The 24,559-nt window shown below is 65.5% G+C and carries 25 protein-coding genes; 5 read left to right on the top strand and 20 right to left on the bottom strand.

Going from position 1 to position 24,559, the window contains the following annotated elements; translation table 11 throughout:
* Window positions 1-62: 62 nt before the first annotated feature.
* The 7 genes from IC614_RS10525 to hisS form a co-directional block, all read right to left on the bottom strand.
* A complete protein-coding gene (locus tag IC614_RS10525) occupies window positions 63-1,586 on the bottom strand; it encodes a DUF4139 domain-containing protein (protein ID WP_226372638.1) in 1,524 nt (507 codons plus the stop codon).
* An 8-nt stretch (window positions 1,587-1,594) separates the two neighbouring features.
* Window positions 1,595-2,938, bottom strand: coding sequence for a DUF4139 domain-containing protein (locus IC614_RS10520; RefSeq protein WP_226372637.1), 1,344 nt, complete (start codon window positions 2,936-2,938; stop codon window positions 1,595-1,597).
* Window positions 2,939-2,999: 61 nt separating this feature from the next.
* Window positions 3,000-4,403 carry an OprO/OprP family phosphate-selective porin gene (locus tag IC614_RS10515; protein ID WP_200971382.1) on the bottom strand — a complete coding sequence of 468 codons (1,404 nt, stop codon included), beginning with the start codon at window positions 4,401-4,403 and terminating at the stop codon, window positions 3,000-3,002.
* Window positions 4,404-4,580: 177 nt separating this feature from the next.
* Window positions 4,581-5,189 (bottom strand): DUF4167 domain-containing protein, encoded by a 609-nt coding sequence (locus IC614_RS10510; protein ID WP_200971381.1) that lies wholly within the window; start codon window positions 5,187-5,189, stop codon window positions 4,581-4,583.
* Window positions 5,190-5,437: 248 nt separating this feature from the next.
* The gene (gene prmC / locus IC614_RS10505) at window positions 5,438-6,262 is read right to left on the bottom strand and encodes a peptide chain release factor N(5)-glutamine methyltransferase (protein WP_200971379.1); all 825 of its coding nucleotides are present in this window, start codon (window positions 6,260-6,262) and stop codon (window positions 5,438-5,440) included.
* A gap of 174 nt (window positions 6,263-6,436) precedes the next feature.
* A complete protein-coding gene (prfA, locus tag IC614_RS10500; RefSeq protein ID WP_200971377.1) occupies window positions 6,437-7,510 on the bottom strand; it encodes a peptide chain release factor 1 in 1,074 nt (357 codons plus the stop codon).
* Window positions 7,507-8,751 carry a histidine--tRNA ligase gene (gene hisS / locus IC614_RS10495; protein ID WP_200971376.1) on the bottom strand — a complete coding sequence of 415 codons (1,245 nt, stop codon included), beginning with the start codon at window positions 8,749-8,751 and terminating at the stop codon, window positions 7,507-7,509. Before hisS ends, prfA begins: the two co-directional genes overlap by 4 nt.
* 61 nt (window positions 8,752-8,812) lie before the next feature.
* On the opposite strand from hisS, the gene ppa reads away from it, so the two are divergent.
* The 3 genes from ppa to IC614_RS10480 all read left to right on the top strand — a co-directional run bounded on the left by ppa (window position 8,813) and on the right by IC614_RS10480 (window position 12,985).
* On the top strand, window positions 8,813-9,349 hold the full coding sequence (ppa, locus tag IC614_RS10490; RefSeq protein WP_200971375.1) for an inorganic diphosphatase: 537 nt from the start codon (window positions 8,813-8,815) through the stop codon (window positions 9,347-9,349).
* Between the two features lie 182 nt (window positions 9,350-9,531).
* A complete protein-coding gene (locus tag IC614_RS10485) occupies window positions 9,532-11,442 on the top strand; it encodes a M61 family metallopeptidase (protein ID WP_200971374.1) in 1,911 nt (636 codons plus the stop codon).
* Between the two features lie 10 nt (window positions 11,443-11,452).
* Window positions 11,453-12,985: an amidase gene (locus tag IC614_RS10480; protein WP_200971373.1), complete on the top strand. Its 1,533-nt coding sequence runs from the start codon at window positions 11,453-11,455 to the stop codon at window positions 12,983-12,985.
* Here IC614_RS10480 and IC614_RS10475 read toward each other — a convergent pair.
* The 4 genes from IC614_RS10475 to ispG are packed head-to-tail and all read right to left on the bottom strand — an operon-like array spanning window position 12,982 to window position 15,663.
* A complete protein-coding gene (locus IC614_RS10475; RefSeq protein ID WP_200971372.1) occupies window positions 12,982-13,341 on the bottom strand; it encodes a TfoX/Sxy family protein in 360 nt (119 codons plus the stop codon). The genes IC614_RS10480 and IC614_RS10475 overlap by 4 nt on opposite strands.
* Complete coding sequence (locus IC614_RS10470) at window positions 13,338-13,652, bottom strand: DMT family transporter (protein ID WP_200971371.1); 315 nt, start codon at window positions 13,650-13,652, stop codon at window positions 13,338-13,340. Before IC614_RS10470 ends, IC614_RS10475 begins: the two co-directional genes overlap by 4 nt.
* On the bottom strand, window positions 13,652-14,545 hold the full coding sequence (locus IC614_RS10465) for a DMT family transporter (protein WP_200971370.1): 894 nt from the start codon (window positions 14,543-14,545) through the stop codon (window positions 13,652-13,654). The genes IC614_RS10470 and IC614_RS10465 overlap by 1 nt, the downstream gene beginning before the upstream one ends.
* Complete coding sequence (gene ispG / locus IC614_RS10460) at window positions 14,542-15,663, bottom strand: flavodoxin-dependent (E)-4-hydroxy-3-methylbut-2-enyl-diphosphate synthase (protein WP_200971368.1); 1,122 nt, start codon at window positions 15,661-15,663, stop codon at window positions 14,542-14,544. The genes IC614_RS10465 and ispG overlap by 4 nt, the downstream gene beginning before the upstream one ends.
* A gap of 151 nt (window positions 15,664-15,814) precedes the next feature.
* Here ispG and IC614_RS10455 point away from each other — a divergent pair, with 151 nt between their 5' ends.
* Both IC614_RS10455 and IC614_RS10450 read left to right on the top strand, forming a co-directional pair.
* Window positions 15,815-16,750, top strand: coding sequence for an isoaspartyl peptidase/L-asparaginase family protein (locus IC614_RS10455; protein WP_226372636.1), 936 nt, complete (start codon window positions 15,815-15,817; stop codon window positions 16,748-16,750).
* A 176-nt stretch (window positions 16,751-16,926) separates the two neighbouring features.
* Window positions 16,927-17,772 carry a S1/P1 nuclease gene (locus IC614_RS10450; RefSeq protein ID WP_200971363.1) on the top strand — a complete coding sequence of 282 codons (846 nt, stop codon included), beginning with the start codon at window positions 16,927-16,929 and terminating at the stop codon, window positions 17,770-17,772.
* An 86-nt stretch (window positions 17,773-17,858) separates the two neighbouring features.
* Here IC614_RS10450 and pal read toward each other — a convergent pair whose 3' ends face one another.
* The 9 genes from pal to ruvC form a co-directional block, all read right to left on the bottom strand.
* Window positions 17,859-18,383: a peptidoglycan-associated lipoprotein Pal gene (gene pal / locus IC614_RS10445; RefSeq protein ID WP_200971361.1), complete on the bottom strand. Its 525-nt coding sequence runs from the start codon at window positions 18,381-18,383 to the stop codon at window positions 17,859-17,861.
* A 26-nt stretch (window positions 18,384-18,409) separates the two neighbouring features.
* Window positions 18,410-19,786, bottom strand: coding sequence for a Tol-Pal system beta propeller repeat protein TolB (gene tolB / locus IC614_RS10440; protein ID WP_200971359.1), 1,377 nt, complete (start codon window positions 19,784-19,786; stop codon window positions 18,410-18,412).
* 14 nt (window positions 19,787-19,800) lie between these two features.
* Entirely contained in the window at window positions 19,801-20,631 is an 831-nt protein-coding gene (locus tag IC614_RS10435) for a hypothetical protein (RefSeq protein ID WP_200971357.1), read from the bottom strand.
* Complete coding sequence (gene tolR, locus IC614_RS10430; protein WP_404829127.1) at window positions 20,631-21,068, bottom strand: protein TolR; 438 nt, start codon at window positions 21,066-21,068, stop codon at window positions 20,631-20,633. The genes IC614_RS10435 and tolR overlap by 1 nt, the downstream gene beginning before the upstream one ends.
* Window positions 21,069-21,073: 5 nt before the next feature.
* A complete protein-coding gene (gene tolQ / locus IC614_RS10425) occupies window positions 21,074-21,745 on the bottom strand; it encodes a protein TolQ (RefSeq protein WP_404829153.1) in 672 nt (223 codons plus the stop codon).
* 11 nt (window positions 21,746-21,756) lie between these two features.
* The gene (gene ybgC / locus IC614_RS10420; protein ID WP_200971354.1) at window positions 21,757-22,212 is read right to left on the bottom strand and encodes a tol-pal system-associated acyl-CoA thioesterase; all 456 of its coding nucleotides are present in this window, start codon (window positions 22,210-22,212) and stop codon (window positions 21,757-21,759) included.
* A 68-nt stretch (window positions 22,213-22,280) separates the two neighbouring features.
* Window positions 22,281-23,309 carry a Holliday junction branch migration DNA helicase RuvB gene (gene ruvB / locus IC614_RS10415; RefSeq protein WP_200971353.1) on the bottom strand — a complete coding sequence of 343 codons (1,029 nt, stop codon included), beginning with the start codon at window positions 23,307-23,309 and terminating at the stop codon, window positions 22,281-22,283.
* Window positions 23,310-23,404: 95 nt separating this feature from the next.
* Entirely contained in the window at window positions 23,405-24,004 is a 600-nt protein-coding gene (gene ruvA / locus IC614_RS10410; protein WP_200971352.1) for a Holliday junction branch migration protein RuvA, read from the bottom strand.
* Window positions 24,001-24,498, bottom strand: a complete 498-nt coding sequence (ruvC, locus tag IC614_RS10405) for a crossover junction endodeoxyribonuclease RuvC (RefSeq protein ID WP_200971351.1) — start codon at window positions 24,496-24,498, stop codon at window positions 24,001-24,003. Before ruvC ends, ruvA begins: the two co-directional genes overlap by 4 nt.
* Window positions 24,499-24,559: the final 61 nt, after the last annotated feature.

Below are 24,559 nucleotides of genomic sequence, written 5' to 3'. Positions count from 1 at the left end.
TGGAGTGACGGGTTTTAGAGGGATGACTTCCTCAACACATCGACATTGAATGTCGATCCGCCCTAGAGCCGCTTCACCTTATAGCGGAACGTGCGGCTGCCATTGGCCGGAACCTCTGTAGCCCAAACCATTGCCCCATCTCGCCGCGCGAGACGCGTGCTGACCGGAACGATCCGCACGTCGTCCCGATCGAACAGCGCTTCGTACCGGGCGCCATGAGGCGCGTCGTTGGTGACGGTAAGCTCATATTCCACCATGCCCTTGGCGCTCGACACTTCCCGCGCCTGCATGCGGAGCGCCGGGCCGAGGTTGAGGGTGATGTCGACATCCTCGCCCACCGCCTTGTCGTCGATATGGCCTTCGCCGATCAGCATCCGGCGCCCGTTCTCTTCGCTGAAGAACAGGATCTTGCCCGCGGGCAGCGCAATGCCCAGCCCCGCATCGACGCGGTTGCGCGTGGAGATCAAACCTTCGATCGCCGAGTCTTGCGGCCTCAACGGGTCGATCCACTGCCGATGGATACGATTCACTTTCACGTCCGGTTTTTCGAGCAAGGCGACCTGCTTTTGCCCGCGCGCTGCGACCGTCACCGGCTCGGGAATGCGATAGAGCTTGAGATCGCCCAATTCCTCTTGCTGCGCCATCATCCGCGATCCCGTGACCGTAATGGCTTCGGGCCGAGCCATGACCGGCGGTGGCGGAGCGGGGGGCGGCGGCGGTGGGGGAGGCGGCGGCATGTCCCGCTCATCCGCGTCGATGTCGCTCGTCGTTCCCGACGGCCAGCATTGCAGGTTGAGCGGCTCGCCGCGCGGCTTGGGGCGCGCGTAGCTGCGCCGCTCGAGCTTGCCCGCGACGGTGCTGGTCTCCGCCGCCGGGAAGCTCGTCTCGTCGGTGCTGGCGAGGGTCACCCAGGCGAACAGGTCCATGCGGTCGCCATAAGGCGACAGGGTCGCGACATAATTGGCCTGCCAGTCGAACCCGGCGGCGAGATAGGACAAGGTGATGGTGGCCTCGCGTGCCGCGTCGCTCCGTGTCATCACCGACAGGGTCGGCTTGGCGGACAATCCTTCCGGCACCTTGTCATAGATCAGGGTTTCGGGAAGCCCGGTGCAGCGCAAGGCTTCGACGCCTTCCGGAGTCTGCAGCACGACGGCGCCGCTCGCGGAAGAGCGGATCACCGCTTCTTCTTCCCGCACCTCGCCCGTAGCCGAGGTGCGCTTGAGGTGGACGCGCCGCCCAAGCGACCGGTCGATCAGGCTGGCGGGGGAAAGAAGCAAGGCGTCGCGATTCTTTTCGGCCACGCCGTCGGGAAGGCCCGTGACGATCGCGCTTTCCGGAATGATGCCGCCAGCGACGCCTTCGAACCGGATCGTCGCGTCCCCCGCGGGAATCGCGATGCGGCGGGTTTCGGTGACGAGGGCGAAACCGTTCAGCCAGCCCATGTTGATCGCCGTCTGGGCGCTGCGATTGGGATCGCGATAGACGGTGACCGCCACTTTCTCCGGCGCCGAAGACGTGGCCGTCGCCTGCGCGGCGAGCGGCGACGGCGACAGGACCGCCAGCAAAAGGGGGATGAAGCGGCGCATGGCGCGCCTCAGAACCGCGTGTCGAACGTCGCCGTGACGGTCGCGGTGCCGTTGGCGGGCACCTTGACCGTCCACACCGCCTGTCCCGAATCCTCGCGGCGGCTCTTCTGGCTCTCCTCGACGATCCGCGTGTCGGTCCAGAAGCGGTCGAGGCCGCCTTGGGCCAACTCGACCGTCACCGGCTCGGGCTTCGCGTTGGTGAGCTCATAACGCATCCGCGTCCGCCAGCGTGTGTCGTTGATCCGCTGCCGCTCCTCGACGACCGGCTTCACCTTAACGTCGAACGCGTCGCCCAGCCGCAACGCGACGGTCGACCCCATCGGCGTATGGCCGATATTGTTCTCGCCGATGAACTGGGCGTTGCCGCGCTGGTCGCGCATATAGACGCGCATCGTGCCCGCAGGGAGCGCGTCGCCCAAGCCCTGATCGCGCCCAGTCGAGAAGGTGAGCACGCTGCTCGCGCTCTGCGCCTTTTCCGACGTTCCAAGCCAGCCATTGGCGAAGCGATAGCCCGCCGAGACCGGAGCCCCGACCACGTCGAGGAAGCTCACCTGCTTGGTCTGGCGGTCGGCGATCGTCGTCCGCCCGGCCAGCGGATAGAGATAGAAGCCGCCCAGCCGTTCCCGGCCGGCGGTCTCCGTGCCCGGCCGCACGTTGCTGTAACCTTCGCCCCCGCCGCCCGCGACGAGCAGGGTCTGCGCGTTGCTGAAGGTCGTGCCGCTATTGTTGGTGAGCGTCACCCAGCCCTGCACATCCATCCTGCCGGCTTTTTCGTCGATCATCGCGACATAATCCGCGTTCCAGCCGAGCCCACCGGACAAGTAACTCAAACGCAACGGCCGGCGCCCTGCATTGTCGCTTTCCAGCGTCACCGATAGAGTCGGACGGGCGCGCAGATTTTCGGGCACCTTGTCGAACACCACGCGGACCGGCAGCCCGTCGTCGCGCAGCACTTCGATCCGCTGCCCGATCTGAAGCACCACGCCGCCATTGGCGGCCAGCACCTTCGCCCGCTCCCGCTCTTCCTTGCCGGTCGCGGGATTGGTGCGGATGAGGGTTATCGTCTCGCCCACCGCTTTTTCCATCAAGGCGGACGGCGAAAGCAGGTCGAAATCGAAATTCTGCTCGACGATGCCGATGCCGTCGCCGCTCAACGTCACCGTTTCCGGCCGGATCTCGCCCGACACGTCGGGAAATTCCTGCCGCACGCGCCCGGCGGGAAGATCCAGGGTGCGGACGTCCTGAACCAATGCCTGATTGTTGTTGTAGATGGTGACGGAAACGTCGCCCTGCGCCGTCTGGGCGAAAGCCGGACCCGGCAATGCCGTCGCGATGACAAGAAGATAACGCATGCACATGCTCCCGCTCAATTAATGAACGGGAGCATGTTACCTTGTCACAATCTCGTCAATCTCAAAACTCGACCTGAGCCCGCACGGCAAGACTGTCCACGCCGTAATTCCTGTCCTGAATTGGGGCATCACTCTCCGCCGCGACCGTCGCGGCGGAGGGGCCGCCCTCCACATCCGCATGCGCATATTGGAGGAGGAAGCGGATATAATCGATCGGATTCCAGATCGCACTCAGCTGATATCCGGTCTGCGTCCCGCCATTGATGAAGCGCGGCGCGCCGACAGCACCTGCAGATAGCCGATCCTCCAGATTGAGATAATCGATGCGGGCATTCAGCTGCACCGCGCCGATGCCGCCTTTGCCGACCGGGTTCAGCACCTTGGTCCGGTCCCACCTGCCGCCTTTGTAGCCCCGCGTTTCGCCAGTGAGATAATAGCCCACCTCCGCGTAAGCGGAAGAAAAGCTCGGATCGCCATCATAGAAGGCGCCGCCGCCGACACCGTCCGTTCCCTCGAAGGTGGTGCCGGGTGCATAGGCGTCAGTCCACACTTTATGCCCTTCCGCCGCGACATGGAGCGGTCCGAAAATGCCGCCCAATTCGACGCCGACAATATCGTCGCCTCTCGCCGCGATTGCGCCCGTGTCGGCGAAGCGCACATCGGTAATTTGCGTGAAGGGCCGCGCGCGATAGCGAAAGTTGCGCGCGTCCGATTGCGTCTCGCGATGCTGGTAATTGGCGCCAAAGTGGAGGCGTCCACCCTCACCGACCTTGGGTGAGAAGGTGCCGCGCACGCTCGCTTGCCAGCTGTCGTTGTTGAAACCGCTGACGAGCGGCGCGTTGAAGATGCCCGCGGTCAGCGTGTAGCGATCCTGCGGATCCACGATCCCCACCGACGCGCCGAGACGGCGGCTGAAGCCGAAGGCGTCCACCGCCTGCGCCCGCTCCAGGAAGGACGTAAGGCGCGAGCTCGTCATCGTCTCAAGACCTGAAAGCGGATAGAAATTGCCGATCGTGACCTGCAGCGGGCTGCCCTTGGGCTGATAGGTCAGCACCACGTCCTCATAATCGACGGCGCCGCCCGCGAGGTTGAATTCGGCTTTGTAGCCGAAGCTGCCCGGCAACGTCCCTTCCGCGCCGAACACCAGGCGCCGGGCGCGAGTGTTGTAGCCGAGATTTTGCGATTCGATGCCGGGATTTTCGACATAGCCGCTGTCGAACTGGACGAAGCCTTTCGGCTTGAAGCTGAAGCCCGCTTCCTTGTCCTCGAATTGCGGCGCGCCCTTCCAGCTCGGCGTCACGGGCTTCGCGGCCTTCAGCGCGGTGACCTCCGCTTCCAGGCTTTCGATCTTCGCGCGCATCGCCGCGATCTCGGCGGCGACATCCGTCCCTTGCGCCGCCGCTGGGGAAGCCCAAGCCAGCATGGTCGCCGCCAACAATCCCGCTTTCGCAATCATCTTCGTCATCCCGTTCGTCTTCCGCCAGTGGTTCGAAGACGCCAATATGAAGGATAAATGACAAGTCGGGGACGCACGGATGACAGATTTGTGACAGACATCTCTGTGACAGCGGCTCCAAAAGAAAAGAGCGGCGCCTTACGGCATCCGCTCTCTTCCAACCCTCACGAAAACGCAGGGATTATGTCAGGCCGCCGGGGCGACTTCCGTTTCGTCTTCGGGACGAGGGCGGCGAGTGCGGCGGCGAACCGGCCGCGTTTCGCCATCTTCGTCGTTCGACGGCGCGATGGCGGGCGGCAGGATGTCGGCGGAGATACGCTCGCTTATGCTCTCTTCTTCCGCGACGCGCTCCTGGCGCTCACGCGGACGGCGGGGGCGGCGTTCTGCGCGTTCCGGGCGTTCTGAACGGTCCGGGCGCTCGGCCCGGCCAGCAGCGCGTTCGACGCGCGGCGCTTCAGCCTCATTATCTTCGCCATCCTCGGCCTGCAGGCCGTCGTCCTGATCCTCATCCTCGTCGGACGCGTAATCGTCGCGCTGGCGGCGCTGCTCTTCGAAGCGCGAGCGGTTTTCGTTCAGCACGCGAAAATAATGGTCCGCGAACTGGAGAAAATATTCGGTCTGCACCCGATCGCCAGCGAGCTGCGCGTCGCGCGCCATCGCCTTGTATTTTTCGTGCAATTGGACCGCATTGCCGCGAGAGCGATTGTCCTGGCGGTTGCCCGGATTGGACGTGCCCGGCATACGCGGCCCGCTACCGCGGCCACGCCTGCGGTTGTTCTGACGATTGTTGATCAAAAAGCTATCCTCGTCTGGTGGTTCTAATCTGCCACTCCATCGGCCGGTCATCCCGGCGATATGCTTACGCAACCGCCATGCGCAGCCGCCGCAAGACGGTTGCAGTCTCCGCGCGCCTAGTTGTGAAACCGGGGGCAAGAGCAATGGGGATCGCAGGGGGGCTCCGTTCACGCATCCAATGGCTGTGATCTACCCGTCCCTGTCCTCCTATGTAGCCACCCCCGCGGCGAAATCCAAGAGGAAAGATTTCAAACGCGATCAATCGTGACCGCAAGGCAACGGGGCCGCCCGCCAAGATCGCGGTGGAGCGCGACGGTGAGGCCCTGGGCCGCGAACAGGCGGGCCGCGCTTTCGCCTTGATCCGCCCCGATTTCGAAGCAGGCGAGGCCGCCCGGACGCAGCAGCCCCGCCACCATCGGCGCGAGACGGCGATAGTCATCGAGGCCGTCCGGTCCGGCGAACAAGGCCTCGTGCGGCTCCCAGTCGCGCACGTCGCGCGGCAGATCGGCGCCGGTTTCCACATAAGGCGGATTGCAGAGGAGGAGGTCGAAGTGCTCGTCCAGGCCCTCCGCCCAATCGCCGGTGCGGAAGCTGGCCCGCGCGGCGAACCCCAGCCGATCCGCATTGGCCCGAGCGACGGCGAGCGCGGCTTCGGAGCGGTCGACGCCGATTCCCGTCGCCTCCGGCCACTGCGCGAGCGCGGCGAGCAGCAGGGCGCCCGAACCCGTGCCGAGATCGAGGATGCGCGCCGGTCCTTCTTGGCCGAAATGAGCGAGCGCGGTTTCGATCAGGGTTTCCGTGTCGGGCCGTGGCACGAGCACGCCTGGGCCGACTTCGAGCTCGATCGACCAGAAGGCGCGGCGGCCGGTTATGTAGGCGACGGGTTCTCCTGCTGCGCGGCGGGCCAGCAGGGCTTCGAAGGTGTCGGGTATTGGCGCGTCGAGGCGGGAGAGCAGCAGGGTCTCGCGGCTGACGCCGAGCGCGTGGGCCATCAACAGTTCGGCGTCGAGGCGGGGGGTGTCGCTGATGGAGGCCAGGCGTTGGACAGCCGCCGTCAGAGCCTGCGCGATCATATCTTCCCCTTCCTTTCAAGGGAGGGGAGTGACAGGTCGAAATGCCTCCCAGGCATTTCTGAACCATGCCGGGGGCATGGTTCACCTGTCACTGGGTGGGTGCGAGGCGGAGCCGAGCCTATGTGGCCACGACTCTCCCACCCCCGGCCCCTCCCCTGAAGGGGAGGGGAGCTTTTACTGTTCATCGAGGCTCGCCAGTCGCTCCGCCTCATCCTCGGCGATCAGCGCGGAAATCACCTCGTTCAGACCCGGACCTTCGAGGATTTCGGGAAGGCGATGCAGGGTGAGGTTGATCCGGTGATCGGTCACCCGCCCCTGCGGGAAATTGTAAGTGCGGATGCGCTCGGAGCGGTCGCCGGAGCCGACCATGGACTTGCGCGCCCCCGCCCGCTCGCTCGCCAGCCGCTCGCGCTCCATCTCGTAGAGGCGGGTGCGGAGCACCTTCAGTGCCTTGGCCTTGTTCTTGTGCTGTGACTTCTCGTCCTGCTGAATGACGACGAGGCCAGTCGGCAGGTGGGTGATGCGGACGGCGCTGTCGGTCGTGTTGACCGACTGGCCGCCGGGGCCCGACGAGCGGTAGACGTCGATGCGCAGATCCTTGTCGTCGATCTGCACGTCGACATCCTCGGCCTCGGGAAGCACCGCGACCGTCGCCGCCGAGGTATGGATGCGCCCACCGCTTTCCGTCACCGGCACACGCTGCACGCGATGGACGCCGCTTTCGAACTTCAGCTTGGCGAACACGCCCTGGCCGGTGACCGAGGCGACGATTTCCTTGAAGCCGCCGACATCCGACGCGCTGGTCGAAATCACCTCGACCCGCCAGCCCTGCTCCTCGGCATAACGCTGGTACATGCGGAAGAGGTCGCCCGCGAAGAGCGCGGCTTCGTCTCCGCCCGTTCCGGCGCGGATTTCAAGCATGGCGGAGCGTTCATCCGCCGTGTCGCGGGGCAGCAGCTTCAAAGCCAATGTCCGCTCTGCCTCGGGGAGTTGGCGACGGATTTCCTCCGCTTCCTCGGCGGCCATATCCTTCATTTCAGGATCGTCGAGCAGGCCGCCCAGCACGCCGAGCTCGGCCCTCAGGCGCCGCACTTCCCGCGCCGCTTCGGCGACCGGCTCGATCTCGGCATAATCCTTGGACAATTTGACGAACGCGTCGGGCGCGAGGTTCGGCGCCGCCATGGCGTTCTGCAGCTCGTCCTTGCGCGCCTCGATGGCCGCGATGCGCTGGTCGGAAATCGCCTTCATGCGCCGCGCAGCGCCTCCGCAAGGGCGGCGAGGGCGATGTTGCGCTGCTCGCCGCTGGCGAGATCCTTCACCGCCGCTTCGCCGCGCGCCAGCTCGTCGTCGCCAAGGATGATGGCGAAGCGCGCGCCGACGGCATTCGCCTTCTGCATTCGCTTCTTCATGTTGCCGCGATAGGCCATTTCGCAGGCGAGGCCCGCGCGGCGCAAATCGGCGGCGATGCCGAGCGCGGCCTGCTCCGCCGCATCGCCCAAGGGCACTAGCGCCGCATCGATGCCCCGGCTTTCCGGAGCGCCGATCAGCAGCGACAGGCGCTCTATTCCCGCCGCCCAGCCGACCGCGGGCGTGTGCGGACCGCCCATGCTTTCGATGAGGCCGTCATAGCGCCCGCCCGCGATCACGGCGCTCTGCGCGCCCAGATCCTCGGTCGTGAATTCGAAGGCGGTGTGACGGTAATAATCGAGACCCCGGACAAGTCGGGGATTGCGCGTCCATTTGACGCCCGCCTGGTCGAGACCCGCCGTCACCTTGCCGAAGAAATCTGCGGCCTCAACCGTCAGGAAATCGTCCACCACCGGCGCGCTGTCGACGATCGGGAAATCCTTATGCTCCTTCGAATCGAGGATGCGCAGCGGGTTCTTGTCGAGCCGCACGCGGCTTTCGTCGGAGAGGTCGTAGCGGTGCTTGGCGAAGTGATCGACGAGGGCCGCGCGCCACGCATCGCGCGTTTCGGGATCGCCGAGCGTGTTCAATTGCAATTTGACGCGATCCACGATGCCGAGCTCAGCCAGCAATTGCGCGCCGAACGCGATCAGCTCGACATCCGAGGCGGGTTCGCCCGCGCCGATGATTTCGGCGTCGAGCTGGTGAAACTGGCGGAAGCGGCCCTTTTGTGGGCGTTCGTAGCGGAAGGCGGCGCCCCAGGTGACGACCTTCAGCGGGGCATGCTGCTGCCAGCCCTCGGAAAGATAGGCGCGCGCGATCCCCGCCGTGAATTCGGGGCGCAGGGTGAGGGAATCGCCGCCGCGATCCTCGAACGTGTACATTTCCTTCGACACGACATCGGTCGTCTCGCCCAGCGAGCGGGCGAAGACGGCGGTCGCCTCGAACATCGGCACTTCGACCCGCTGGAAGCCGTAGAGGCGGCGCACGCGATCGAATGCCGATACGACCGTGTGGAAGCGCTCGGCGGCCTCGCCCAGCATGTCCTGTGTGCCGCGAACGGCTTGAACCTTGCTACTCATTTGGACGCCCTTAGCATTTTTGCGTGGCGTGAAAAGCATTGGGCCTCTAACGGCCACGCCCATGAACATCGATCTGATTCCCGTGGGCGACGATCCGCCCCATAGCGTCAACGTCATCATCGAAGTGCCGGTCGGCGGCGAACCCGTGAAATATGAGTTCGACAAGAAGTCGGGCGCGATCTGGGTGGATCGCATCCTGCACACGCCGATGCGCTATCCGACCAATTACGGCTTCATTCCGCACACCTTGTCGCCGGACGGCGATCCGCTGGACGCGATGGTCGTCGCGCGGTCGCCCTTCATTCCGGGATCGGTGGTGCGCGTGCGCCCGATCGCCGTGCTGATGCTGGAAGACGAGGCCGGTGGCGACGAGAAGGTGCTCTGCGTGCCGGTCGACACCACTTTCCCTTATTACCAGAATGTCGTCGAGGCGGACGATTTGCCCGAAATCGTGATGAAGCAGATCGAGCATTTCTTCACCCATTATAAGGATCTCGAATCCGAAAAGTGGGTGCGCGTCGGCAAATGGCTGGGCCGCGAGGATGCCGAACGCATCATCGTCGAGGCGATCGAGCGGGCGAAGGCGGCGAAGATCTGAGCCCCTCCCCTCAATGGGGAGGGGTTGGGGAGGGGTGATCTACGACGTAGAGCGCTGCCTCTTCCGGAGACATCACCCACCACCCAACCCTCCCCCATCAAGGGGGAGGGTTATGTAGCGCTGGACGTGTCTCCTTCCTTGCGCCATCCATGTAGGGAAATATCCCCACATGGAGTCCGGCCTTGCGTAACATCCTCCTGATTTCCGCCGCCTTACTGTCCACGTCCGCCCTTGCGCAGGTGCCGGACGGCAAGCCCCAGCCGCTGCCCATCCCGAACACCATCCCGGCGGCGCAGGACATTCCCTATCCGGGCACGATGCGGCTGGAGGTGGACGCGACCGACACACAGCGCGCCATCTATCGCGTGCGCCAGACCATTCCGGTGGCGGGCCCTGGTCCGCTGACTCTGCTCTATCCCGAATGGCTGCCCGGCAACCACGCGCCGCGCGGGCCGATCAACACCGTTGCAGGCCTGAAGATCAGCGCGGGGGGCCAAGCGATTCCATGGCGCCGCGATCCGGCCGATGTCTACGCTTTCCAGGTGGAGGTGCCCGCAGGCGTCACCAGCATCGATGTCGAGTTCCAGCATCTTTCCCCGACCCGTGCCACCGAAGGCCGTGTCACGATGACGCCGGTCATGCTCAATGCGCAGTGGGAAAAAATGTCGCTCTATCCCGCAGGCTATTACGTGCGGAACATCCCGGTCGAAGCGACAATCGCCCTCCCGGCCGGGTGGAGCGCCGCCACCTCCCTCGATGTGGCGAGCCAAACAGGCAACCGGATCACTTACAAGCCGGTCTCTTACGAGACGCTGGTCGATTCGCCGCTCTTCGCCGGACAGCATTTCCGGCGCGAGAAGTTGTCGGATGACGTGTGGCTCAACATCTTCGCGGACGAAGCCAAGGACTTGGAAGCCAAGCCCGAGCAGCTGAAAGCGCATCGCGACCTCGTCGATCAGGCGATGAAGCTCTATCGCGGCAAGCATTATGACGAATATGAGTTCCTGCTCGCGCTGACCGACCAATTGGGCGGCATCGGCCTCGAGCATCTGCGCTCGTCCGAGAACAGCCATCCGCGCACCTATTTCACCGATTGGGACAGCGGATCGGCGGGCCGCGACCTCCTCGCGCACGAAATGAACCACAGCTGGGACGGCAAATATCGCCGCCCAGCCGACCTCTTCACGCCGGACTATCGCGTGCCGATGCGCAACAGCCTGCTCTGGGTTTATGAAGGCATGACGCAATTCTGGGGCAACATCCTCTCCGCCCGCTCGGGCATGATGCCGGTCGAGGACGTGAAGGCCGAGCTCGCCCGCACCGCGGCTTATTACGACATCTTGCCCGGCCGCAGCTGGCGCCCGCTGGTCGACACGACCAACGACCCGATCATCAATTCGCGCCGCCCGCAAGCCTATGGCAGCTGGCAGCGGTCGGAGGATTATTATAGCGAGGGCATGCTGATCTGGCTCGACGTCGACAGCATCATCCGCGAGCGGACGAACGGCAAGAAATCGATCGACGATTTCGCGCGTGCCTTCTTCGGCATCAATCCCGATCAGGAAGGGCAGCTGACCTATTCGTTCGACGACGTGGTGCAGGGGCTCAACGCGGTGACGCCCTACGACTGGGCGACCTATCTGAACCAGCGCGTCAACCAGACCGGCAAGGCACCGCTCGATTGGATCCAGCGCGGCGGATACCGCCTCGCCTATGTCGAGGAGGCGCCGGCCTATTTCAAATCGCGCGAGAAGGACCGGGAGGTGACGGACCTCACCTACACGATCGGCCTTTCGCTCAACAATACGGGCACGGTGACCGGCGTCGCCTGGGATTCGCCCTTGTTCAACGAAGGCGTGACGGCGGGGACGGAGATCGTCGCGGTCAACGGCAAGGCCTATTCGGGCGATGCGCTGAAGGACGCGATCAAGGCGGCCAAGGGTACGAACCAGCCGATCACCCTGCTCACCAAGAAGGGCGATCTCTACCGGACGATCAACCTCAACTATCATGAGGGCTTGCGCTATCCGGTCCTCGAAAAGGTCGGGAAAGGGCGCTCGTCGCTCGACGATTTGCTGAAGCCGCTGAAATAAGGGAAATCCTATGCGCAACAGGACGATGCTGACGGCAGCGGCGGCGATCTCCGTCTGCGTTCCCGCCACGGTGGCGGCGCGGCAATATATCGGGCCCGCCACCGCCAATACGGCGCACGCCCTGGAACGGATCGAAGAACTCAATCCGCGATTGAACGCGGTGATTGCCGTCGATCCGACCGCCATGGATCAGGCGGTCGCGCTCGACCGGCAAAAGAGGGCGCGCGGGCCGATTTACAGCATGCCGATCCTGGTCAAGGACAATATCGAGACGAAGGGACCGCTGCCGACCACCGCGGGGAGCCTCGCGCTCAAAGACAATGTCACCAATCGCGACGCGCCTTTGGTCGCGAACCTTCGCGCGGCGGGGGCGGTGATCGTCGGCAAGGCGAACCTTAGCGAATGGGCGAACATCCGGTCGTCCAATTCCATCTCCGGCTGGAGCGCGGTGGGCGGGCAGGTGCGCAACCCGCACGCGCTCGACCGCAACCCCTGCGGGTCGAGCAGCGGCAGCGGCGCGGCGGTCGCGGCGGGCATGGTTCCGGCCGCGATCGGCACCGAGACGGACGGGTCGATCACCTGCCCGGCCGCGGTCAACGGCATCGTCGGATTCAAGCCCACCGTCGGCCTCGTCAGCCGCACCCATGTCGTGCCGATCAGCCACAGCCAGGATACGGCTGGGCCGATGACCCGGACGGTGCAGGACGCGGCCCTGGTGCTGAGCGCCATGGCCGGGAGCGATCCCGCCGACCGCGCGACGCAGGAAGCGGATGCGCGCAAGACGGATTATGCCGCCGCGCTTTCAGCCGATTCGCTCAAGGGCAAACGGATCGGCGTGCTGCGCTTCGCGACCGGATTCGGCACCGACGCGGCCTTCGCCGAGGCGCTCGAAACGCTGAAAAAGGAAGGCGCGATCCTCGTCGACATCGCCAAGCTGGAGGGCCGCGACCAGATCGGCGAGAATGAGTTCAAGGTTCTGCTCGCCGAGACCAAGGCGGACATCAACGCCTATCTCGCGACCACGCCGCCGTCGGTGAAAACCCGCACGCTCGCCGACATCATCGCCTTCAACAAGGCTAACGGCCGTGAGCTGGCACTGTTCGGCCAGGACATTTTCGAGCAGGCGGAAGTGACCAAGGGCCTCGACGATCCCGATTACAAGAAGGCGCGGGAAACCTCGCTCCGCCTCGCGGGCGCGGAGGGGATCGACAAGCTGCTCAAGGACAATGACGTCGTCGCTTTGGTCGGCCCGACCATGCCCGCCGCCTGGCTCATAGACTCGGTTCACGGCGACCAGATTTCCGGCGGCGGCGCGGGCAGCCTCGCGGCGGTCGCCGGTTATCCGCACCTGACCGTGCCGATGGGCACGGTGAAGGGCCTGCCGGTGGGCCTCAGCTTCATGGGGCCCAAATGGTCGGACGCGCTGATCCTCTCATTGGGCTACGATTACGAGCAGGCGTCGCAGAAACGGGTGGAGCCGAAGCTGCTGGAGTCGATCGAAACGGCGCCGGACGTGGCGCCGCTCCTCGCACCGGTCCGTTAGGGCCGCTTCTTCGGCTTCTTCTTCGCCGCGCCCCTGACGCCCGCCTCCAGGCCGAGACGGGCCCAGCGGAGCATCGCGTCGGCATCGTCATAGACGTCCGCCGGGCCGCGCCGGTAGTTCATGGTGCCGGTCTTGCCGTCCTTCATCGTGACGGTAAAGCGCGCGCATCCCTCTTCGTCCCAGAGGGCGTCGCTTTCGGCATCGGCCTTGAACCAGATTTCGCCTTCGTCGAGGATCGCGAAGATCGTGCCGTCGATATAGAGCGAGGCGCCGCCCATCATCTTGCGGACGCCGAGGCCGCCGAGCGGGGCCACCGCTTCGCGCACCCAATCGACGAAGCCTTCGTCGACGCTCATGCGGTGAGCTTCAGGCCCGCGATGCAGGCGACGAGGGCGAAGATGAGGAGGATGCGGACCAAAGCGGCGGGCTCGTCGAAGAAGAAGATGCCGACCAGCACGGTGCCGAGCGCGCCGATGCCGCCCCACACCGCATAGGCCGTGCCCATCGGAATGGTCCGCGAGGCGGCCTCCAGCAGGCCCATGCTGAGCGTCACGGAGGCAAGGAAGCCGATCGTCCAGGGGACGTTGCGGAAGCCTTCGACGAAGCGCAGGCACGTGGTGAAGCCCACTTCGAAGAAGCCGCCGAGGATAAGCAACGCCCAGGCCATTACAATCCAGCCTCCATTTCCGCCATCGACACCGGCTTCTGCCGCGCCGCGACCAGGCAGGCCGCGACGATCATCGCCGCGCCGGCCAGCGTGAGCGGCGCCACCTTCTCGCCGAAGAACAGATAGCCGAACAGGGCCGCCCAGACGAACCCCGTATATTCGACCGGCGCCAGATATTGCGCCTGCGTCCGCGCATAGGCCCAGGCGAGGAGGAGAAGGGAGACGAAGGCCAGAACGGCCGCGCCGCCGATAGCCGGGAGCTCCGCCACCGGCGGCGGCACCGCGAGGAAAGGCGCGGCGAGCAGGAAGCAGAACGTCATGATCGTGCTGATGAAGAAGGCGATCTCCACCGGCCCTGCCGCCTGCGCCTGCTGGCGCATCAGGATGATGTTATAGGCGTAGAAGCAGGCGGCGATCAGGATGGACACGGCGCCCAGCACCGCTTCCTCCCCAAGATCGGCACGGGCCTGCCCGGCGAGGATCACGATCACGCCCGCGAAGCCGAAGGCGGAGGCCAGGATCGCGGAGCGGGTGATTTTCTCACCCAGCAGAACGGAAGCGAGATAAAGGGCGATCAGCGGCGCGATGAAGGCGAGGGCAATGGCCTGGGCGAGCGGCACGCGGGCAAGGCCCCAGAAGAAGAAGATGGCCGTAAGGGCGCCGACCACCCCGCGCCTCAGGTGCAGCCGCATGGCAATGGGGCCGGGCCAAGGCATGCGGCGCCCGAAGAAGACGATGCCGCCGATCACGGCACCGGCCAGCGTGCGCCACAGCAAGGCATTGTAGGTGCCAATGGAAAGCGACAGATCCTTCATCACCGCATCCATGGCGGAAAAGCAGGCGATGCCGAGCGTGGCGACACCGAACGCGGCGGCCGTCCGGTTTTCGCTCATTCCGCGGCTTCGAGGCCCGCTTTCGCCGCTTCGATTTCGGCTGCCTTCGCTTCGACCAGCTTCACGATATGATCGACCATGTCCGCGTCCTGGACATGATGGTCGGTGACGCCGGAGAGATACACCATGTGCCTGCCGTTGCCGCCGCCGGTGATGCCGATGTCGGTTTCGCGCGCCTCGCCCGGACCATTCACCACGCAGCCCAGGACGGAGAGCGACATGGGCGTCCGGATATGGGCGAGCCGTTCCTCGAGTTTCTCCACGGTGCGGATGACGTCGAAGCCCTGCCGCGCGCAGGAGGGGCAGGAGACGACACGGACGCCGCGATTGCGGATGCCCAGCGCCTTCAGAATCTCGAAGCCGACCCGCACTTCTTCCTCGGGTTCGGCGGAAAGGGAGACGCGGATCGTGTCGCCAATGCCAAACCAGAGAAGCGAGCCGATGCCGATGGCCGATTTCACCGTACCGCCGACGAAGCCGCCAGCCTCGGTGATGCCGAGGTGGAGCGGGCAGTCGACGGCCTCGGCGAGCTGCTGATAGGCGGCGACGGCGAGGAAGACGTCCGACGCCTTCACCGCCACCTTATATTCGCGGAAATCCTGGTCCTCGAGCAGCCTGATATGATCGAGCGCGCTTTCGACCAAAGCCTCGGGGCAAGGCTCGCCATATTTTTCGAGCAGATCCTTTTCCAGGCTTCCGGCATTGACGCCAATGCGGATCGCGCAGCCGTTCGCCTTGGCGGCGCGCACGACCTCTGCGACGCGCTGCTCCGACCCGATATTGCCGGGATTGATGCGCAGGCACGCCGCGCCTGCGTCGGCGGCTTCGAGCGCGCGTTTATAGTGGAAGTGGATGTCCGCGACGATCGGCACCCGGGCCGCGCGAACGATCTGTTTCAGGGCGGCGGTCGATTCCTCGTCGGGGCAAGAGACGCGGATGATGTCCGCGCCCGCTTCCTCGCAACGGCGAATCTGGTCGATGGTCGCCTTCGCATCGGCGGTCAGCGTGTTGGTCATCGTCTGCACGGTAACGGGCGCGTCGCCGCCGACGGGCACGTTGCCGACCATGATCTGCCGCGAAGGACGCCGCGCGATGTCGCGCCAGGGACGAATGGACATGGGGCACATATAGGCCGGGGCGGCAGGCGGGGGAAGGCCGCACGCATGCATCAACGCAGTGGCTGGCATGCTGCGGATCGAGAAGCTATGCCAGCGGCACGAAAAAGGGGGCCTGCCCATGCGTTTCTCTCTCATTCTCGGAGCTTTATTGATGTCCACAGCCGCCCAAGCCGCCGACTGGAAGCTCGTCATTCACGGCGGTGCCGGCGTGATCGAGCGGAGCCGGTTGAAGCCGGTACAGGAAAAGGAAATTCGCGCCGCCTTGGATCGCGCCCTCGCCGCCGGATCGGAGATTTTGGCAGGCGGCGGTTCCGCGCTCGATGCCGTGGAAAAGACGGTGAAGGTGCTGGAGGACGACCCCAATTTCAACGCGGGCAAGGGCGCCGTCTTCACCTATGAGGGCAAGAACGAACTCGACGCCGCGATCATGGACGGGCGAACGCGCGCCGCGGGCGCCGTAACCGGAGTCACCATGACGAAGAATCCGGTCGGCCTCGCCCGCAGGGTCATGGAAAACAGCCCGCACGTCTTTCTCAGCCGCGAAGGCGCCGACCAATTCTCGAAAGAGCAGGGCTTGGAGCAGGTTCCGAACAGCTATTTCGCGACACCCGAGCGCCGCCGCCAGCTTGACGAGATGAAGGCGCGCAAGGTCGGCTCTTTCGACGTCGACCTCAAATATGGCACGGTCGGCGCGGTGGCCCTGGACGCGCAGGGCCATGTCGCCGCCGCGACCTCGACCGGGGGCCTGACCGGCAAGCGCTGGGCCCGGATCGGCGATTCGCCGATCATCGGCGCGGGCACCTATGCCGACGATCGCGCCTGCGCGGTGTCGGCGACCGGGGCTGGCGAATATTTCATTCGCGAGGGCGTCGCTCATGAGATTTGTGCCCGTCTGCGCTTCACCGGCGAAAGCGCGAAGGCGGCGGCGGACACGGTGATGGCGGAGGTGAAGGCGCTGGGCGGCACGGGCGGCGTGATCGTCGTGACGCCGAAGGGCGAGACCGAATATTCGTTCAACACGCCTGGAATGTATCGCGGCAAGGCTTCGGCGGAAGGACGGTCGGTCGCGATCTTCGGAGACGAGTGACAATAAGCCCCTCCCCTTGATGGGGAGGGGTTGGGGAGGGGTGATCTACGACGTAGAACTTGATCCTTCCGGAAACATCACCCCCACCCAACCCTCTCCTCGATGGGGACGGCTTTAGATGTGCGGAGGGGGTTCGCGTCATTGTCCTTTCATCATCTGCCGCTTAAGCGCGCATCATGTTCCGCAAGATCCTGATTCTCGCCGCCCTTCTCCTCGCTCCCGCGCCCGCAATGGCCTGGTGGGAATATGGGCATGAAACCGTGGCGCGCATCGCATTGCTGAACGTCCGGCCCGAGACACGCGCGAAGATCGCGGGGCTTCTGCAGAAGCAGGGCCTGCTGGAAACGCCGACCTGCTCCGCGCGCACGATCGAGGAAGCGAGCGTCTGGCCGGATTGCATCAAGCCGCTCGACGACCGCTTCAGCTACGCTTCGTCCTGGCATTATCAGAATGTCGACGTGTGCAAACCGTTCGACCAGAAATCGGCGTGCAAGGACGGCAATTGCGTCTCCGCGCAGATCGAGCGCAACGCCAAGCTGCTCGGCGATCCCAAAGTGCCAGAGCGCGAGCGCGTCATGGCGTTGGCCTTTCTGGTCCACTTCGTCGGCGATCTCCACATGCCCCTCCACGCGGGGGATCGCGGCGATCTGGGCGGCAACCGGGTGAAGGCGGCTTACGGCCTGATCGAAGGGCGGACCAATCTCCATTCGGTTTGGGACGGCTATCTCGCGGAACGCGCGATCAGCACGCCCGCGGGCGGCGCGGAGGGATTGCTATCGGGCACCACGCCCGAAGCGCGCGCCGCGATGGCGGCGGGATCGGTCGAGGATTGGGCGCGGGAAAATTGGGGCGTCGCGCGCGACTATGCCTATGGAATGAAGGGCGAGCCGTGCGGACCGGTTTCGGACGAGCGGGTCCATGTCGAGGAAGCGGATACAGTGCGGCTGATCCCGGTGGTCCGCGATCAGGTGCTGAAGGGCGGCCTCCGCCTCGCCCGGATGCTGGACGAGGCGCTCGGCTAGGAGCTCATCGTGCTCCGGCGAAGGCCGGAGCCCAGCCCTTCAGTTCGTGCCACTGGATCCCAGCCTTCGCCGGGACACAGAATGATTTATTGCGGGATGACCGTCACCGCGCGGCGGTTCTGCGCCCAGGCGCCTTCGTCGGAACCCAGCGCCACCGGGCGTTCCTTGCCCCAGCTGATCGTGGTCATCCGCGATTCCGGGACGCCGCGCGAGGCGAGGTAGTTCTTCGCGGCATTGGCGCGGCGGTCGCCGAGGCCGAGATTATATTCGCGGGTGCCGCGCTCGTCGGCATGGCCCTCGATGGTCACGGTGACGGTCGGGTTGGCGAGCAGCCAGGCGGCCTGGCTGTCGAGGATCGCGCGATCCTCCGCGTCGATCGTGTAGCTGTCGGTTTCGAAGAGGACGCGGTCCGACGACACTTTCTGCAGGAAGTCGGCGCGGGAGCCCGGGACGACGGCGGTGCCGACATCGCCGCCCGCGTCGCCGCCATTGCCCTGATCGGCGACGGTACCGCCCGGAGGCGGCGGCAAATCCTTCGGCTTCGACGAGCAGCCGGCGGTGAGTGCGAGGCCGATCGCGACGGCGGCGATCTTCAGGCGGTGCTGGTTCATACTTATCTCCTTCAAAATAGAGTCCTTCACGGGAGCAGCGGCCCCCAGGCCGGATCAGACCCGTCGAGCGGGGTCGGGATCTGGCGTTCGTGGCTGCCGGTCAAATCCACCTGCCACACGGTCGATTTTCCGCTCCGGCCCTGGCTGGTGCGGAAGAATTGGATGATGCGGCCGTTGGGCGACCAGCTTGGCGCTTCGTCCTGCCAGCTGTTGGTGAGCAGCTTTTCGCCGCCGCCGCTGGGGCTCATCACGCCGATGCGGAAATTGCCCGCAATCTTGGTGTAAGCGATGAGGTCGCCGCGCGGGCTCCATTCGGGAGTCGCATAGCGGCCGCCGCCGAAGCTGATCCGGCGCTGGTCCGATCCGTCGGCGTTCATGACGTAGAGCTGCTGGCCGCCCGAGCGGTCGCTTTCGAATACGATCTTCGATCCGTCCGGCGAATAGCTGCCCGCCGTGTCGATGCCCGGCGCGTTGGTGAGGCGCATCGGCTGCCCGCCATTTGCGGAGATGCGGTAGAGGTCGGTATTGCCGTTCACCGACATGGAATAGAGGATCCAGCGCCCGTCCGGCGAGAAACGCGGCGAGAAGGTCTGGTTCGCGCTCTCCGTCACCAGCCGCTGCCGCCCGGTGCCGATGTCGTAAATGTAGATGCGCGGCCGCTCGCCGATATAGGACAGATAGACGATCTGCTTGTAATCGGGCGAGAAACGCGGCGTCATCACCGTCGACTGGCCGTTGGTGAGGAAGCGGTGGTTGGCGCCGTCCGAATCCATGATGGCGAGGCGTTTCACGCGCTTATCCTTGGGACCGCTTTCGGCGATATAGGCGATGCGGCTGTCGAAGAACGGGCTTTCGCCGGACAGGCGCGAATAGATGGCGTCGGCGCATTTGTGCGCGGCGCGGCGCCAGTCGCGGGGCTCGACGACATAACCCTGCCGGGTCAATTCCTTCTTCGCGTAGACGTCGTAGAGGTAGCAGCCGACGGTGAGCGTGCCGTTGCCATTGGCCTGGACGAAGCCCTGGACGAGGGCCTGCGCGCCGGTGCCGCCCCAATAGCCGAAATCGGGCGCCGTTACCTGGGGATAGGAGATGGCGGGAAGACCGGCGGGCCCACGCGGCGTGAAGATGCCGCTGTTGCGCAAATCGCTCGCGACGATTTCCGCCACTTGCCGCCCAAGCGCGCCGGTCTCGCCCGCCGCCGTGGTGGCCGACGCCGGGGTCGGCATATAGGGCACGGCGATCGGCATCGGCGCGGAAATGCCACCAACGACATCGACTTCGAGGGGCGGCGGCTCTTCCTGCGCGGTGGCGGACGCGGGCGGCGCCTGTTCGGCTTCCTGCGCGGCGGCGGGCGCGATCAGGATGGTGGCGGCAAGCAGGCTGGCGAGTGTCAGGCGTTTCATAGGTCTCTTCCCGCTCATGGCAATTTATAGGTCATGTTGATGTTGCTCCAGCCGCCCTTGGGCGTCTGGTAGAGGTCTTCCGGGAGGCCGCGCAGCGGCGAGCAGCCGGTATAAGCGGCGATGGCGAGATCCTTCACCCGCTCCTCATAGCGGCGATTTTCATCATCCACGCCGCTCGTGCGCACCACGGTTGGCCTCCGTGCCAACGAGCCGTTTCTGTCGAGGCGCAGATTGATGGTCACCTTGATCTGATTGGCGCCGGGACCGGGGTCAGCCTGACGGTTGGCGCAGGGCTGAATCTGGCGCTGGATCGCCTGCTGGATACCCGCGAGCGCCTGCGCACTCATCACCGCGCCAGTCGGCTTGTTGGACGTGGACTTGGCATCGTCGCCAAGGCCTTTGAGGAAATCGCTGCCGAGGCGCGAGCCCTTGGTCGCCTCCGCCTTGCCCTTGCCGCTGTTCGCCTTGGCATTGCTCGCGGACGTCTTGGGCAAGGCCTTGGGCGGCGCGGGCTTGGTCGCCGCCTTGGAGGAGGCGGGTTCGGAGGTGGCCTTGGGGAGCGTCTTGGGCTGGATCACCGGATCGGGCACCGGCGGCGCTTCCACAGCCTTGGGCGCGGCTTCCTCGGGCGCGCCGGTCTCGGGCGCGACGCTCGCCATTGGCGCCTCGGTCGCGGGCTCGGGCACGGCGGATTGGAGGCCGATCTCGTCGACGAAGGATACGTCCATCGGCGGGTTCATCATCGGCGGGGCGACGGCACCCGCGAGGCCGAGCGTCAGCGCGGCGAGCAGGGCGCCATGCCCCACCACCGCAATGCCAAGCCCGGTTGCCTCCGCGCGGTCCATCAGGGGGTGTCGCTCCCCTGCGTACTGACCAGGGCAACCTTGCGCAGGCCCACCTGGTTAAGCTCACCCATCACCTGCATGACGCGGCCGTAATCGAGCGTGCTATCGGCGCGCAGGAAGATGCGCGGGCCGCCTTCTTCCGTTGCGGACTGGGCGATGCGGCCGAGGCGGGTGGCGAGCTGATTGGGATCGACCTGTTCCTCGCCGATGAAGATGGAGCCCTGTGCGTCCAGGGTGATCTGCACCGGCTCCTGCTCCTGATCGAGCGCGCCCGCCTTGCTCTCCGGCAAATCGACCGGAACGCCGGTGACGAGCAGGGGCGCCGTCACCATGAAGATGATGAGCAAGACCAACATGACGTCGACGAGCGGCGTCACGTTGATCTCCGCCATCGCGGTGCGGCGGGCGCGGCGGCCGGGGCCAGCGATCGGTCCCATCGCCATCAGCCGTCAACCTCCAGCTCGCGCGACAATGTGCCATGAAAGCTGTCGGCGAAGCGCAGCAGGCGCGCCTCGATGCGGTTGATGCCGTGCGTCATGCGATTGTAGGCGATGACGGCGGGAATAGCCGCGAACAGGCCGATTGCGGTGGCGAACAGGGCCTCCGCGATGCCCGGCGCGACGACGGCGAGGCTGGTATTGTTGGCGCCCGCAATGTCGGTGAAGCTGCGCATGATGCCCCAGACGGTGCCGAACAGACCGACGAAGGGCGCGACCGAGCCGATGGTGGCGAGGATGTTGAGGCGGTCGGCAAGCTTGTCGACCTCCGCCCCCGCGGCGGCGTGCATCGCGGTCATCAGCCGCTGGCGCGTGCCGTCCTTGTCGACGCTCTTGCCGCCCGTGGAGCGGCGCCATTCGACGATCCCGGCCGAAAAGACCTTGGCCGCCGGAAGCTCCTCGCCCCCACGCTTATGGTGGAAGCGGTCGATATCCTCGACGGTCCAGAAATCCTTTTCGAACCGCTCATTCTCGCGGTTGACCCGGCGAAGCTTCAGCGTGTGGCCGATGATGATCGCCCACGTCCAGATGCTGGCCAGCGTCAGCCCGATCATCACGGATTTGACGACCAAATCCGCCTGCTTGAACAATTCGACCGGCGACATATGCGCCGCCATATCCACAGCCACTATTCTTCCCCTCTCAACCGTTCGAATGTTTGGGTCCATGCGCGCGGCTGACGTTTCGGACGGCCCTCGGGACTGAGGAACGCGGCCGTCACGTTCGCTTCGGCCAGAAGTTCATCCCCGCGCATGACTCTCTGATGAATGACGCAGCTCGCGGCGCGCACCTCGCGCACCTGGCTCAGGATGCGCAAGTCGTCGTCGAGCTTCGCCGGACTGCGATATTTGATGTGGGCCTCGGCCACCGCATAGACCCCTTCGCCGCTATCCATCGCCGCTCTTTGGTCGATGCCGACGCAGCGCAGCATGTCGGATCGGGCGCGCTCCATGAAGCGCAGGTAATTGGCGTAATAGACGATGCCCGCCGTGTCGGTGTCCTCGAAATAGACGCGCAGGGCGAAATGGTGGGTCTTGCCCACGAACGCGCCCTGATAGGGCGTCGCCAGATCTTTTTCGTTCATGCCCACCTCACAGATTTCCTTAACCATGAAGGAATGGGCTCAAAGACGCTAGCGGCGAACCGTTGCTGTTAAGAGTCGAACAGACCCGATTGGCCGGAGCCGGGGGGCGGGGCGAGGCCAAGATGGGTCCAGCCCCGCCCGTTGAGGCACCGCCCCCGCGCGGTGCGGGCGATGAGGCCCAATTGGATGAGATAGGGCTCGATCACTTCCTCGATCGTGTCGCGCGGCTCGGAAAGCCCCGCCGCCAGCGTTTCCACGCCGACCGGTCCGCCTTTGTAAATGTCGGCGATCATGTTGAGGTAGCGCCGGTCCATCGCATCGAGGCCCAATGCGTCCACTTCCATGCGGGTGAGTGAAGCATCGGCCACTTTCGCATCCACGACCGCCGCGCCCGCCGCCTGCGCGAAATCGCGGACGCGGCGGAGGAGGCGCCCGGCGATGCGGGGCGTGCCGCGCGACCGGCGGGCGACTTCGGTGGCGCCATCCTCCGCGAGCGCGAGGCCGAGCAGCCTGGCGGCGCGGCGCACCACCTTCTCCAGTTCCTCGACCGTGTAGAAGTTGAGCCGGACCGGAATGCCGAAGCGGTCGCGCAAAGGGGTGGTGAGCAGCCCCTGTCGCGTCGTCGCGCCGACGAGGGTGAATTTGGGAAGATCGATGCGGACGGAGCGGGCGGATGGCCCCTCCCCGATCATCAGGTCGAGCGCACGGTCCTCCATCGCCGGATAGAGCACTTCCTCGACCGCCGGATTGAGGCGGTGGATCTCGTCGATGAAGAGGACGTCGCCATCCTCGAGATTGGTGAGCAGGGCGGCAAGATCGCCCGACTTGGCGATGACCGGGCCAGACGTGGCGCGGAACCCAACGCCCATCTCCCGCGCGATGATCTGCGCGAGCGTCGTCTTGCCGAGCCCCGGCGGGCCGAAGAACAGCACATGGTCGAGCGCATCGCCGCGCCCTTTCGCGGCATCGATGAACACGCGGAGATTTTCGCGCGCCGCCCGCTGGCCGACGAAATCGTCGAGCGTCTTCGGACGCAGCGCCGCATCCACGTCCTCGGGACGCCTCTCGCCGGTGATGATGCGGTCGGTATCGGTCATCGAACGATCAAGCGCCCCTCGACTTCGCTCGGGACGAACGAAGCATGTTACGATTCACCCTTAACCGTTCGTGCCGAGCGAAGTCGAGGCGCGTGTCACCGCGCGGACTTCTTGAGAGCGACCCGAACCAGCGCATCGAAGCTGGCTTCTGCTCCCAATTCTGCTTCCGCCTGCGCCACCGCCGCCGCGGCATCCGCCGGGCGGAAGCCGAGATGGAGCAAAGCCGATACGGCGTCGGCGGAATGACTTCCAACGGGTGTTATTGGCACCGCACCGCCGCTGCCCAGGATCACGTCGCCGGCCTTGTCCTTGAGTTCATTGACGATGCGCTGGGCGAGCTTCGGGCCGACGCCCTGCGCGCGCGCCACCATTGCCTTGTCGCCGCTCGCCACCGCACGGTGCAGTTCGTCCGAAGTGAGCGCCGAGAGGATGGCGAGGGCCACGCGGGAGCCGACGCCCTGGACGGAGGTGAGGAGGCGGAACCAGTCGCGCTCCTCGCCAGTCGCGAAGCCGATGAGGCGGATATCGTCCTGCGACACCTGCATTTCGGTGTGCAGGGTGACGGGACTGCCGATCGCGCCGAGGCTCGACAGGGTGCGCGAGGAGGCGAGGACGAGATAGCCGACGCCGTTCACGTCGATCACCGCATGATCGGCGGAGAAGCTGTCGAGCAGGCCCTTCAGCTTGGCGATCATGCGGCATGCCCCTTCAGCGCGCGGTTGCTGGCGAGGTGATGGGCATGGGTAATGGCGACGGCCAGCGCGTCGGCGGCGTCGGCGCCCGCGATCTTCACGCCGGGCAGGAGGATCGAGACCATGGCGTGCATCTGCTCCTTGGCCGCGCCGCCGGTACCGACCACCGCCTTCTTGACGAGCCGCGCCGCATATTCGCCGACTTCGATACCGGCGCGGGCGGCGGACAGCAGCACGACGCCCCGCGCCTGGCCGAGCTTCAGCGTGGATTGGGGATTTTCGTTGACGAAGACTTCCTCGACGGCGGCCGCGGCGGGGCGGTGTTCGGCCAGCACGTGGTCGAGGCTTTCCGCGAGTGTGACCAGCCGTTCGGGGAGCGGTCGCGAAGTATCGGTGCGGATCTGGCCGTTGGCGACATGGCTCAGCCGATTGCCTTCAGCGGCGATCACGCCCCAGCCGGTACAGCCTAGGCCTGGGTCTAGACCGAGGATCAGCATGAGCCCCTCCCCTCGATGGGGAGGGGTTGGGGAGGGGTGATGCTGGGGAAGCATGCCGCTC

It is taken from the genome of Sphingosinicella flava (assembly GCF_016025255.1).
In the GTDB taxonomy this organism is placed as follows: domain Bacteria; phylum Pseudomonadota; class Alphaproteobacteria; order Sphingomonadales; family Sphingomonadaceae; genus Allosphingosinicella; species Allosphingosinicella flava.
This window is presented reverse-complemented; position numbering and strand designations above follow the sequence as displayed.